A 13234-nucleotide genomic window follows, 5' to 3' on the forward strand; every position below is an offset into this window, starting at 1 on the left:
TGCGCTCGTCTCACAACACCGAGCGAACTCCCGTGACGACCGGCGTACCGGTGCGCTTTTTCAGACGGAGCGCAGGAGCCTCCACGAGGAAGTAGGTGGCTGACGCGAGTGCCAGGCTCACCAGGAACACGATCACGGAGTTTCCTAGGAGACCGATTGGCGTGTCCGGGAGGATTAGGCCACGGTCGTTGAGCAACCAGATGACCGGCACGTGCCACAAGTAGAAGCTGTAGGAGACGAGCCCGGTGTACCGAAGCGGCGCCGACTCCAGCGCTCGCGAGACGGCCGAATGCGTGCCGCGTCCGTTGGGCAGGACGACGACGAGCAAGAGGGCGCCGCAGGCGATACCGACGAGCGAATCGGTCAGGAAGCGCCCGAACCCGCTGAACCCGACCAGCGCGAACGAGATCGACACCCCGATCGAGACCCGAACGATGAGTCGGATGGTCTCAGGGCGGATCTTCTGACTCTGCGCCAGGACGACGATGACGGCTGCCGCCATCCCGTAGGCGAACAGGTCGGCATGGACAAGAATGCTGCGGTTGAAGACCGATACCCAGTTGTCGCCCCACTCGAGCGCGAAGTGCAGACGCTCGGGATATGACTTTGCGATGATTGTGGAAACGAACTTCCCACAGACGCCGAGCCCGAAAAGGAGCAGCGGAGCGCTCGCCACCGCGATGAGTGGACGGTTTGATCGCTTGAGGATCGACCCGGCCAGCATGGCGAGCAGCGGCAGGAGGATGTAGAAGGTGAGCTCGACACTCAACGACCACGCGACCCCGATTCCAAGCCGGTTCGTGGCTGGGAACATAGTCTGCACCATGAAGAGGCTGGCGATGAATCCGGCCGGGTCATGAAGGAATCCGATACTGGCGTCCGTGCGACCGAATCCGTCGTCGCCCCACGTGGGCGCCCGGGTGTTGGCTGCGCCAATCACGAAGCTCACGAGCACGAGGATGACGATGTAGCCGGGGTAAATCCTCAACAGCCGGTTGACGGCGTACTTCCCGGTCGCCGGTCTCGCGGTTCCGTTAATCAACGCTGCGGCGAATGGTCTGAAGAGCAGAAAGCCCGACAGGGCGAAGAACAACGTCAAACCGTGATTGGTGAAATCGAACACCTTCTCCCAAGGACCGCTGACCGCTGCCTGGCCCAGCTTTCGCTGCACGTGAGTCACCATGACCGCAACTGCAGCGAACGCGCGCAGTCCCTCGATCCCGAGCAGGCGTCGCCCCCAAGACGGAGGTGAGGCACGCTTCCAGAGTCGGGTCATGTTTCGACAGTAGCGTTAGGGCGCATCGGACATCGGTCAATGAGCACACCTGCGGGCAAGCTGAGCTCGGTTCCGTCTTCGGCACGGCCTCGAGCTACTGGAGGCCGGCGACGGGTCGCCCTCACGCGGCCGTCTCAAGCATCCGCGACAGCCATCCGCCCAGCAGCGGCACGAGCGACTCGCTGTACTCGACCGTCAGGTGGGTACGGTCGCGTCGCACGATCGTGCCGTCGACGACTGCAGGACACACACCATCGAGCGTGCAGAACCAGGCTGCTGTGTCGATGACTGTGGCATCGAACGGTTGCGCTGCAGCCGACGTGGTCGACAAATTGGCCAACCAATCGGTCGAGACGCCGGTGCCGCAGTCGGCGGGTCCGTTGAACCGGTTCGCGCAGACCGCCGTCTCGGGTCCGTCGACGGGCGGGGTCAGGATGGCCACCGGCCCGACCGAAGAGACGCGCTCCAGCGTCTTCGTCCACCCCTGCGCCAGGGCCTCTTGCGGCTTGAGGTCCGAACCAGGTGCGAGGTTGAAGTCGCGCGCGGAGGCCATGAGGATGAGGTCGGGTTGCAGGCGCTGCACTTCGTCGAGCGCCTGGCTACGGAAGTCGTCGCACTGTGAATAGACGGAGCCGTCCGTGGACAGCACGGTCATTTCAGCGGCAGGGCACCCGGGTTTTGCGAAGATGCGGAGGGTGAAGTCCATCTCCGTCGCGAGTTTCCGAAGCGCCGAGGAATACGTCATCGCGATCGAGTCGCCCAGGAGGACGACGGACCGGGTAGCACGGGGGTCGCCGAGCTCGCACGAAGCGAGTTCTCCGACCCTCGGCGTCCAGCAGTCCAGCATCGCATCGGGCACGATCGGGCCGAGCGCGTCGATTGCAGGGCTGACGTCGTTCCAGGTGGCTGTTTTTTCGGAGTCACCTATCTTGACCTGTAACGCATCGACTCGAGCAGCCACGGCCGCGGGCTCGTCAGCCGATCTTTCGAAGGCCTCGGTAGGGGTCTGGGCGGCCACACGTGTCACGATCGAGGCACCACCAACAAGCGCGGCCGAGGAGACGACGCCTATCACGAGCATCGCGCTACCACGCCGGATCCACGGATGCTTCGTCGTGTCTCGGGTCTCTCGCTGGAGCCATGAGGACCGCAACACCGCCTGTTCGACGAAGCGGTAGGACAGGACAGACAATCCGAGCGTCACTACGAGCGCAACGGCCACAGCGGCCGCCTTCGATGGGATGGTGCTCCGCGCGATGACGATCACCGGCCAATGCCAGAGATACAGCGAGTAGGAGATACCGCCGAGATAGCTCACAGGTCGGCTCGTCAGCAGAGGGATCCGGAGTCCGCCGATTCTACCCGTACCGGCCGCGATCACAAGGAGGGTGCCGACCACGGGAAGGATCGCCGCCGGGCCGGGGAAACCCGACCCCGGGTCGACCATCCAGACGGACAGGACGAGCCCGACAAGGCCGAAGCCCGCCATCACGAGCCGAGCTCCTTGCGGGAGACGGGCCAGGGAGGCTGCACCGATCGCCAGGACAGCACCGGCGGCAAACTCGAACGCCCTCGACGACGTCGAAAAATATGCCGCCGTCGGAGCGACGTTCGTCTCAAAGCACGCCCACCCGAACGACAGCAACCCCACCGCGGCTGCGGTCAAACCGATCACCAGACGTGGTCTGCGCACCTTAGCTGCGAGCACTCCTCCTAGCAGGATCACGAACGGCCAGACGATGTAAAACTGCTCCTCCACAGAAAGCGACCAGAAGTGCTGGAAGATCGACGGCGCGGACGACGCGAAGTAGTCCGTGCCGCTGATCGCGAACGCGATGTTGGAGATGAACAGCAATGACCAGACACCGTCCAGCGCATACTGATTCGCTTGCGACGTCCAGAAGAGCACATACGAGATCAACATGACGACGACGACGACGACGACCGCCATCGGGAGGATTCTGCGGGCTCGCCGCTCGTAGAATTTTCGGAACGATATCTTGCCGGTGGTTAGCCGCTCGTTGACAAGATGTGACGTAATCAAGAAGCCGGATATCACGAAGAAGATGTCCACCCCGATGAATCCGCCTCGCGGGCTCCCAGGTAAGCGCTGCAATAGAGCGGCATGGTCCAGGATTACGAGGCCCACGGCGATCACCCGCAGCATTTGGACGTCAGCTCGGAAGTTTGCGCGCGCCATGAGTGTTCTCCTTGTCGGCCGCAACAGCGACGATCGCGACATCAGCAGGTCGGAAGTGCGGGAACGCTGGTCCAGCGCGACAGTGAACTGGAGCGGAGCACGCGGCTGTGACCACGGCCGGCCCGCCATGTCGTGACGAAATCCGGATCGTGTTCAGTTCTGCATTGGCCTGGACGTGCTTCGCTGCCACTATTCAAACACGTGCAGCTCAGATGCGGCGAGAGTATGCGGTGGCGCGCGGCGCTTCCGGCCGAATGAGTGTGCGGCACATTCACGGAAAGTAGGCCGTCCCAACGAGTGGGGTCCGGTACACAGCACCTGTTCTGACAGCTCGTCGCGCGAGCCCCGTACGCTAGGTCCACGCACGGGCGCCGCTCTCAGCTCGAGTTTGGCGCCGCTTCGGAACTCGGGAGGCGGAGATGTCCAGGAACGACGACTACGACGTCGACCACGGCTCGCACCAGACCGATAACACTCTCCACCCCAAACGCCCAACCTCGCGCCGCGACTTCTTCCGCGCCGCAGGCTTCGGCGTCGCCGGTCTCGCTGCCGGGGGTGCCGTTGCCGGGGGCATCGCAGCCGCCACCGCGTCCAACCCGCAGGAGGACTACGGCTTCACGCCGCTCCCCAAGCGCAGCGAACCGGGCTTCGACCACGTCGTCGTCGTGATGTTCGAGAACCGCTCGTTCGACCACATGCTCGGATGGCTGTACCCAGCCGGAGGCGAACCGGCCGGCCAGACCTTCGACGGCCTCGCCCAGGGCGACTACAGCAACCCCGGCGAGTCCGGCGAACCCGTCCCCGCCCACGTCTACACAGGTCCCACCGACCAGATCATGGCCCAGCCCGACCCGGACCCCGGCGAGTTCTACCCGCACGTCAACACGCAGCTCTTCGGCACCATCGACCCCGAGAGCAACGGCGACCTCCGCAATCCGCTGCAACCACCGTGGAACCTCCCGGCCGACATCTCCTCGCCCAAGAACGACGGCTTCGTCAAGGACTACATCGTCAACTCGACGCTCGCCCGCGGCCGCAAGCCGACGCCCGAGGAGTACTCCACCGTGATGGGTGGCTTCTCCCCCGAGATGCTGCCGGTGCTGTCCACGCTCGCCAAGAACTTCGGCGTCTACGACCACTGGTACGCGGCGGTCCCCTCCCAGACCTTCTGCAACCGCTCCTTCTTCCACGCGAGCACCTCCCACGGCTACGTCACCAACATCGAGGGCGACGGCATCGGCAAATGGCTGAGCGCACCAGCCGTCCCCACCGTGTTCAACCGGCTCGAGGAGGCCGGCAAGACCTGGCGCGTCTACTACGACGCCCAACAGGTCGTCTCCCTCACCGGCCTCCTGAGTGCACCGTCGATCGAGCAGTACTGGAAGAGCAACTTCCGCAGCATGGAGCAGTTCCACGAGGACGCGGCGAACGGTGACCTGCCCGACTACGCCTTCGTCGAACCACGCATGGTGTTCGACCACAACGACATGCACCCGCCGGTCGTCCGTCCCGACAACCCGAGCCGGGACGACGTCGACCCGGAGCTCGACTCCGCCTACTCCGACATGCGCGCCGGCGAGCAACTGCTCGGCGAGGTCTACACGGCGATCAAGCACGGGGCGTCGACCACCGGCTCGAACGCGATGAACACGGTCATGCTCGTCACCTTCGACGAACACGGCGGCATCTACGACCACGTCGCACCGCCCAAGGCGACCCCGCCGTCGGGCGAGCCGGAGGCGGGCGAGATGGGCTTCACCTTCGACCGCCTCGGCCTGCGGGTGCCGACCATCGTCATCTCCGCGTACACGAAGGCCGGCAGCGTCATCAACGAGGAGATGCATCACGGCTCACTCATGAAGACCCTCGCCGAACTGCACGGGCTCGACCCGCTGACCGAACGCGACCGCACCGCCACGAGCATCTTCAACGCCGTGAACCTCACCTCACCGAGGCAGCCGGTGCTGTGGCCGACGGTGACGCCCGCCTACGTGCCGCCGAACCCCGAGGCGAACGCGCGGGCTGACACGGACAAGGACCGCAAGCGACCACTCACGCCGCCGGCCCTCGGACTCATCGGGATCCTCCTCGCGAAGTACGAACCGGGAGCCCCGCTACCGGACAACTACGCCGACGCGTACGAGGTGCTGACGAAGCACGGCGAAGGGCTGTTCGGCACGCGGGACTGAGCGGGCGGTGGTGCCCTTCGACAAGCTCAGGGACCGGACCGGATCGTGACGGCTGCGAACGCTCCGGTCCTCTCCGCACCGCTCCCGTCCCCGAGCGCCTCCCCGGTCCCCGAGCACCCCTCCCGATCCCTGCGCACCCCACCCAGTCCCGGCGCACCCTTCCCGGTCCCCGAGCGCCCCACCCGATCCCTGCGCACCCACCCAGTCCCGGCGCACCCTTCCCGGTCCCCGAGCACCCCACTCGGTCTCTGAGTACCTTTCCCGGTCCCTGAGCTTGTCGAGGGGCGGCGACCCCCGCCGAGGTGCGACCTCAGAACTCGACGTCTGCCACCAGCGGGAACTCCGTGATCGGCTCATCGCCCCACGGGGCGAGTTCCAGGTACGTCGGACGGTCACCCTCGATGAAGAGAAGCAGGCTTGCGGTCGAGGTACTCGCTTCGAGGACGGTCTGTCGCGCCGCGGAGGGCCGGTCGTCGCTCTCAGGGACAAGGTCGATCGAGGGACAGCTGCCGCAACCGCACGTCCCGTGCACCGCGATGTCTGCGAGTTGTCCCGCCCACCGTTCCCGATCGGAGGCGGCGATCACCCGATCAACACCGTCCTCCGTACCACGGGCGACCATGGCGACCAGGAGGTCGCGCTCGCGCACGGAGAGGGGGCGCATATGGCGAGTGTACGCGGGCCATGCGAGAAGTCGCTCACCGCTCGCAGGGCCTGGAGAGGCACTCGCGCGCAACAGATGTTGGCTAAATATCCCAGATCAGCGGGAGAATCGGTCTCGGTTCGAATGTCAGTGGCTCATGTTTGGATGGTCCCATGTCCAGCAGCCCACGCGTTCCCCTCGGTCAGGTCTCCACCGACCCCTTGGGCACGCTGAGCAAAACGGTCTCCGAGCTCCTCCGCACGTGGTCGGGCGCGCTCGACCCGATCCGGCCAGGCGACGACGCCATCGAGCAGCTCGCCGGCATGAACAACGCGGGCGTGGTCCGCGTCCTCGACCAGCTGGGTGCCGTGCAGCACGTGGTCGAGGTCCTGGCAGCACGCGTCATGGGTTCGGTGTCGGAGCGCTCCCGCAGCGGCATCGTCGGCCACGACCCGTTGGCCCGCAGCCACGGGTACGCGACGCCAGCCGTCATGCTCTCGGAGCGGTGGCGCATCCCGCGCGGACGCGCCGCCACGATCACCTCGGTCGCCCAGGCGATCACCCCCAAGCGCGCCCTCACCGGCGACGTCATCGAATGCGACCGCCCCGAGATCGCCGCCGCCATCGAACCCCGGCCCTCGGTCGATGCTCCCTGCCTGCCGCTGTCTGAAGGTGACAACCCGACGTGCACGGTCGACCACGACGAGGCGACCACCCCATCCGGCTTCGTCCGGTCCGCGCTCAGCGTCGAGGGCGCGGGCATCCTGCTGCGCGAGCTGCGACTGGTGGGCTCCGGTGTCGACGACGAACGCGTCCACCGTGCCGTCAGCGCCGGCATCGAGCACTGCGACGGTGCGCCGCTCGCCGAGGTCAGCAGCCTCGCCAAGCTCGTCCGCACCAGCCTCGACCAAGACGGCCCCGTGCCACGGGAGATCGCGCTCCGGAAGCAGCAGCGCTGCACCCTCCGCGAACTCCCCGACGGCATGACCGAGCTCCGCGCCTTCCTCGCACCCGAGGCGGCGGGATGGGTCCGCGCGACGATGGACGCCGTCGTCGGCAAGCAGCTGCGGCAGGTCCGGTTCATCGATCCCTCCGATGAAACGGCCGCGGCGGCAGCAACCAGCAGTGAGCTGCCCTCAGCCGATCCCCTCGACGACGCCTACGTTCCGGCCGCAGAGATGCCCGACACTCGCACGATGGACGAACGCCGGGTGGAAGCCCTCGTCGGAGTCTTCCGTCACGCCGCAGGTTGCGAATCGGCGGTCATGGAACTCGCGCCCGTCTCCCTCATCATCCGCATGGACGAACCCGATCTGGCCGACGATGGCCACTGGTCCGACGGCAAGGCCTACATCGACGGCGTCTCCGAACCGATCTCCGCCGGCACCGCACGGTGCATGGCGGCCGATGGCCGGATCATCCCGATGGTGCTCGGCGGGCCGTCGCAGGTGCTCGACCTCGGAGTTGGCACACGATTGTTCACCAAGGGGCAGAAGATTGCCCTCGCCGAACGCGACGGCGGCTGCGCCTGGACCGGCTGTACCCATCCACCGTCGTATACCGAGGCCCATCACCTCGTCTGGTGGTCACGAGGCGGACCGACCGACCTGTCCAACGGCATCCTGTTGTGCAGCTTCCATCACCATCGCATCCACAACGACGGATGGGAGGTCATCGTGCGCGACCACGTGCCCTGGTTCATTCCGCCCGCGCATATCGATCCGCATCGCATTCCACGCCGCGGCGGCAAGCCGAGGTTGCGCGCCGCCTGGCAACACCATCGCAGTCCTGGGGCCGACCCGGGCGTCGATTCCGACCCAAACCGGTCTGCGGGGTGCTCCGAAGTATGGGTTCCGGTCATTTTCGTTACCCGAACGCGCAAATGGCCGGCGCGCATGGCCTGGGCCGAGCGGTCCCGGCACATGCGATCGGGCGGAGTGCAGCAATGGAGCTGCCGCTCCGCCTTCCTCCCCCGCGGGCACGAACCGGGTTCGACAGGCTCAGGGGCCGGAGACCCGGTCATTGAGCCTGTCGAAATGCACACGAGAAACCTTTCCCTTCGACAAGCTCAGGGAACGGGGTCTATCGGTCACTGAGCCTGTCGACGTGGCAGCACCCCGGCGGCAGCACGAAGCCCCGCCCTCGACCGGAGTCGAGGACGGGGCTTCGAAGGTTGAGACTAGGCCGTGACCTGCGCGCCCTTGCGGCGAGCTGCTGCGAACAGCATGCCGGCAGCACCGAGGAGCAGCAGCGCGGCAGCGCCACCGACGAGGACACCCGAGTCCGAGCCGGTGTCAGCCAGCGTCGGGACGGCCGGGGCGCCAGCGGCGACCGGGTCGGCGATGACGGCGATGGAGTCAGCGCGGGCGTTGCCAGCGGTGTCGGTCACGGTGAACGTGTAGGTGCCGACCTGGATGCCTTCGCCCTGCAGGGTGAGGCCCGAAGCTGCGAAGCCACCGGTCTCGTCGGCGATGACCGTGTTGGCGCCATCGGCGGAACCGAAGATCTCACCGTTCGGGTCGGTCACTGCGAACGACAGGGTGTCGCCCGGGGTGAAGCCCGTGACGGTCACGCTGAAGCCGGCGCCGCCGGGGCGGACGTCGGAGAAGTAGATCGTGTCGGGGTCGACGGAGACCGCCGGGTTGAAGACCGGAGCGACGACCGGAGCGGCGAAGTTGTACGTGTCAGCACCGAAGGTCACCGACTGCAGCGTGTCGACCGTGCCGGCGTTGGCGAAGACACCGAACGCGAGCAGGTTGAAGTCGCCGAGCGCTTCGCTGAGCTCTGCAGGCGTGTAGGTCGCGTCGGTCGCGAGACCCGGAACGTCCTGGCTGACGACCCAGTCGCCACCGAGGTTCTCGACGCCCGGCGCCACAGGACGCAGCGTTGTGAAGGTGTCGGAAGTGCCGTCGGCGAAAACGGGGATCTGGAAGTACAGGTCGTCTTCGACAGACGCGTAGCTGATGCTCGCCGCTGCCTCGAGGAAGCCGCCAGCAGCGACCGGGACACCGCCGTCGTTGTTGAAGCCGTAGATGATCTGCGAGTCACCGGTCATGGTGAGACCGGCGTCGCTCAGGACGGCCGGGGCACCAGGCGTGGCGACACCCTCGTGCCAGCCGGCGTAGTTCGTCTCATCCGGAGCGATCTGGTCTGCGGTGACCTGGATCTCCGCAGCGGACGCGGGTCCGGCGATGAGGAGGGTGGATCCGGCGACAACTGCGAGGCCGGTGGCGAGAGCCGCAGTGCGGCGTGACGTCTTCAAATTCACTGAGGTGAGTACTTTCGTCTAGGGGTCCGACAGGCGCGGCGTACCTGTTGGTTTTCTGAGACTAAGCGGATTCTCAGGGAAAGTTAATAGGGGGAACCACTCATTCTTTTGTCCTCCGCAGAGGGGACATGGGAGCCCTTCGACAAGCTCAGGGACCGGAAGAGGTGCTCGCGGACCGGAGAGGCACTCAGGCATGCCCTTCGGTCACTGAGCTTGTCGAAGTGCGCTCAGGGACCGGAGCGCCGGGACTACGCCAGGGCGGCGACCGTCTGACGGGCGATCTCGAGTTCCTCGTTCGTCGGGACGACGAGGACGGTCACCGGGGAGTCGTCCGTCGAGATCACCCGGATGCCACGCGCACGCTCGGCGTTACGATCCTCGTCGAGGATGATGCCGAGCCCCTCGAGCCCCTGCACCGCAGCCGCACGGATGAGCGGCGCGTTCTCGCCGACGCCCGCCGTGAACACGACCACGTCGAGACCGCCGAGGACCGCGAGGTACGCCCCGAGGTAGTGCCGCAGGCGGTGGACGGTCACGTCGAGCGCGAGCTGCGCCGCTTCGTCGCCCTTCGACGCGGACTCGGTGACGTCGCGCATGTCTCCGGTACCCGACAGCCCCAGCAGACCACTGCGGCGGTTGAGCAACGTGTCGAGCTCGTCGAACCCGAGCCCCGCCTTGCGATGCAGGTGGAACAGCACCGCGGGGTCGAGGTCGCCGGAGCGCGTGCCCATGACGAGTCCTTCGAGGGGCGTCATACCCATCGAGGTGTCGACCGAGCGGCCGCCGTCGATCGCGCACGCCGACGCCCCGTTGCCGAGGTGGAAGACGATCTGCTTCAGCTCACCGAGCGGGCGGTCGAGGAAGGCCGCAGCCGCCTCCGACACGAACTTGTGCGAGGTGCCGTGGAAGCCGTACCGACGGACGCGGTGCTTCGCGGCGAGCTCCGCGTCGATCGCATACGTGTACGCCGCGGCCGGGATGGTCTGGTGGAACGCCGTGTCGAACACCGCCACGTGCGGCACGTCGGGGAACGCGACCTGCGCCGCATTGATGCCCTGCAGGTTCGCCGGGTTGTGCAGCGGCGCGAGCTCGGAGATGTCCTCGATGTTGATCTTCACGAGGTCCGTGACCACGGTCGGCTCGAAGAAGCGCTTCCCACCGTGCACCACCCGGTGGCCGACCGCGATCGGCGCGTGCTCGTCGAGTGACGGCCCGTGCTCGGCGAACGCATCGAGCATGACCCGGAACCCGGCCGTGTGGTCGGGGATCTCACGCTCGATGACCCAGCGCTCCTCGATGGGCGGCGTCGTCGCACCCGCGGCGTCCGGGAGGTAGGACCGGTGCTCGGCGGCACCCGTCGCGTCGCCGATGCGTTCGACGAGTCCGCTGGCGAGCGTCCGCTCCGTCTCGACATCGATGAGCTGGTACTTGAACGACGAGGAACCGGAGTTCACCACGAGGACGGTGGGCATGTGTGTCTGGACCTATTCCTGTTCCTGCGCCTGGATGGCGGTGATCGCGACGGTGTTGACGATGTCCTGCACGAGCGCGCCGCGCGACAGGTCGTTGATCGGCTTGTTGAGCCCCTGCAGCACCGGACCGATCGCGACGGCGCCAGCGGAACGCTGCACCGCCTTGTACGTGTTGTTGCCGGTGTTGAGGTCGGGGAAGATGAACACCGTCGCGCGGCCGGCGACCTGCGAGTCGGGCATCTTCGTCGCAGCGACCGCGGCATCGGCAGCGGCGTCGTACTGGATCGGCCCCTCGACGAGGAGGTCGGGCCGACGCTCGCGCACCTGCCGGGTCGCTGAGCGGACCTTCTCGACGTCGGCGCCCGCGCCAGAGTCACCGGTGGAGTACGACAGCATCGCGATGCGCTGCTCGATCCCGAACTGCTCCGCCGTCTCGGCCGAGGAGATCGCGATGTCGGCGAGCTGGGCGTCGGTCGGGTCGGGGTTCACCGCGCAGTCGCCGTAGACGAGCACGCGGTCGGCGAGCGCCATGAGGAACACGCTCGACACCACGGAGACACCGGGCTTCGTCTTGATGATCTCGAACGACGGCCGGATGGTGTGCGCCGTCGTGTGGGCGGCGCCCGAGACCATGCCGTCGGCGAGCCCGAGGTGCACCATCATCGTGCCGAAGTAGGAGACGTCGGTGACGGCGTCGCTCGCCATGTCGATCGTGACGCCCTTGTGGGCCCGCAACCTGGCGTACTCCTCGGCGAACTTGAGGCGCAGCACCGCGTCGAAGGGGCTGACGATGGTCGCCTTGCTGAGGTCGATGCCGAGCTCGATGGCCCGCGAGCGCACCTCGATCTCCTCACCGAGGATGGTGAGGTCGGCGACCTCGCGAGCGAGGAGGGTGCCGGCCGCGCGGAGGATGCGGTCGTCGTCGCCCTCCGGCAGCACGATGTGCTTGCGGTTCGACCGCGCGCGCTCCAGCAGGCCGTACTCGAACATGAGCGGCGTGACGACGTCGGCGCGCGCCACGTTGAGCAACTCGAGCAGGAGCGGTGCGTCGACGTTCTGCTCGAACAGCGCGAGCGCGGTGTCGTACTTGCGCTGCGAGTCGGCGGCCAGACGGCCACGGGTGTTCATGACGCGGACCGCGGTGTCGTAGGTGCCGAGGTCGGTGCTGACGATCGGCGGGATCTCACCGAGACCGGAGATGAGCTCCTCCACGACCTCGGGCAGCGGGAACCCACCGTTGAGCACGATGCCCGCGATCGACGGGAACGTGCCGGAGGCGTTGGCCATGAGCGCGGCGAGCAGCACCTCCGTGCGGTCTGCCGGGATCACGATGACGGATCCTTCGGTGATGCGCGGGAGCACGTTCACCATGGACATGCCCGCCACGACGACGCCGAGCGCCTCGCGCGTGAGCAGTTCCTCGCTGCCCTTCACGAGGGTGCCGTCGACGGCCTCGAGGATGCTGTCCATGGTCGGGGCGATGAGGAAGGTGTCTTCAGGGATGGCCCAGACGGGGACCATCGCGGCACCGGCGGCGTGGCCGGCCGGGGCGACGACGGAACCGTTCGCGGAACCGTTCGGGTGGATGGCGTCGCTGATCGCAGCGGTGATCTCGAGGAGCTTGTCGGGATCGGCGCGGTTCGCGACCACGGCGAGCAACTGGGCGTGGGCGTCGGCGAGCTCGCCCAGGGCGAGTTCGGCGATGTTGCGCATGTCGTCGGGTGTGCGGGCGACGGACTGGCCGAGTTGCTCCCCCGCACCCTGACCGGCGCGACCGCCGAGCACGAGCAGGACGGGCGCGCCGAGGTTGGTGGCGATCCGGGCGTTGTAGCCGAGCTCCGTCGGGCTGCCGACGTCGGTGTAGTCGGAACCGAGGATGACGACAGCGTCGCACTGCGCCTCGATGTGCTTGTACCGCTGAACGATGCGCGAGAGCGCCGCCTCGGGATCGGTGTGCACGTCGTCGTAGCTGACGCCGATGCAGTCCTCGTAGGCGAGGTCGACGCCGTCGTGCTCGAGCAGCAGCTGAAGCACGTAGTCGGGTTTCGTCGTGGACCGTGCGATGGGGCGGAACACCCCGATTCGCTCGATCTGATGGCTCAGGGTGTCGAGGACCCCGAGGGCCACCGTCGACTTCCCGGAGTGTCCTTCGGCAGAGATGATGTAAATGCTTCGCGCCACGGTTT

The 13234-nt window shown here is 66.9% G+C and carries 8 protein-coding genes; 2 read left to right on the forward strand and 6 right to left on the reverse strand.

Going from position 1 to position 13234, the window contains the following annotated elements:
• Positions 1-10: 10 nt before the first annotated feature.
• Both IFU30_RS14610 and IFU30_RS14615 read right to left on the reverse strand, forming a co-directional pair.
• Complete coding sequence (locus IFU30_RS14610; protein ID WP_192005697.1) at positions 11-1276, reverse strand: acyltransferase family protein; 1266 nt, start codon at positions 1274-1276, stop codon at positions 11-13.
• Positions 1277-1397: 121 nt separating this feature from the next.
• Positions 1398-3476 carry an acyltransferase family protein gene (locus IFU30_RS14615; RefSeq protein ID WP_192005698.1) on the reverse strand — a complete coding sequence of 693 codons (2079 nt, stop codon included), beginning with the start codon at positions 3474-3476 and terminating at the stop codon, positions 1398-1400.
• Between the two features lie 419 nt (positions 3477-3895).
• On the opposite strand from IFU30_RS14615, the gene IFU30_RS14620 reads away from it, so the two are divergent.
• Positions 3896-5665 carry an alkaline phosphatase family protein gene (locus IFU30_RS14620; RefSeq protein ID WP_192005700.1) on the forward strand — a complete coding sequence of 590 codons (1770 nt, stop codon included), beginning with the start codon at positions 3896-3898 and terminating at the stop codon, positions 5663-5665.
• 310 nt (positions 5666-5975) lie between these two features.
• On the opposite strand, the gene IFU30_RS14625 is transcribed toward IFU30_RS14620, so the two are convergent.
• Complete coding sequence (locus tag IFU30_RS14625) at positions 5976-6329, reverse strand: hypothetical protein (RefSeq protein WP_192005702.1); 354 nt, start codon at positions 6327-6329, stop codon at positions 5976-5978.
• 383 nt (positions 6330-6712) lie between these two features.
• Between IFU30_RS14625 and IFU30_RS14630 the strand changes: the two genes are divergently transcribed.
• Positions 6713-8404 carry an HNH endonuclease signature motif containing protein gene (locus tag IFU30_RS14630; RefSeq protein ID WP_249404883.1) on the forward strand — a complete coding sequence of 564 codons (1692 nt, stop codon included), beginning with the start codon at positions 6713-6715 and terminating at the stop codon, positions 8402-8404.
• 83 nt (positions 8405-8487) lie between these two features.
• Here IFU30_RS14630 and IFU30_RS14635 read toward each other — a convergent pair whose 3' ends face one another.
• The 3 genes from IFU30_RS14635 to pta all read right to left on the reverse strand — a co-directional run bounded on the left by IFU30_RS14635 (position 8488) and on the right by pta (position 13229).
• Positions 8488-9576, reverse strand: a complete 1089-nt coding sequence (locus IFU30_RS14635; protein WP_192005706.1) for a hypothetical protein — start codon at positions 9574-9576, stop codon at positions 8488-8490.
• A gap of 248 nt (positions 9577-9824) precedes the next feature.
• Positions 9825-11048 (reverse strand): acetate/propionate family kinase, encoded by a 1224-nt coding sequence (locus IFU30_RS14640; RefSeq protein ID WP_192005708.1) that lies wholly within the window; start codon positions 11046-11048, stop codon positions 9825-9827.
• Between the two features lie 12 nt (positions 11049-11060).
• On the reverse strand, positions 11061-13229 hold the full coding sequence (gene pta, locus IFU30_RS14645) for a phosphate acetyltransferase (protein ID WP_064296374.1): 2169 nt from the start codon (positions 13227-13229) through the stop codon (positions 11061-11063).
• Between the last annotated feature and the right edge of the window lie 5 nt (positions 13230-13234).

This window comes from Plantibacter sp. CFBP 8798 (assembly GCF_014841195.1).
GTDB classification, from domain to species: domain Bacteria; phylum Actinomycetota; class Actinomycetes; order Actinomycetales; family Microbacteriaceae; genus Plantibacter; species Plantibacter auratus.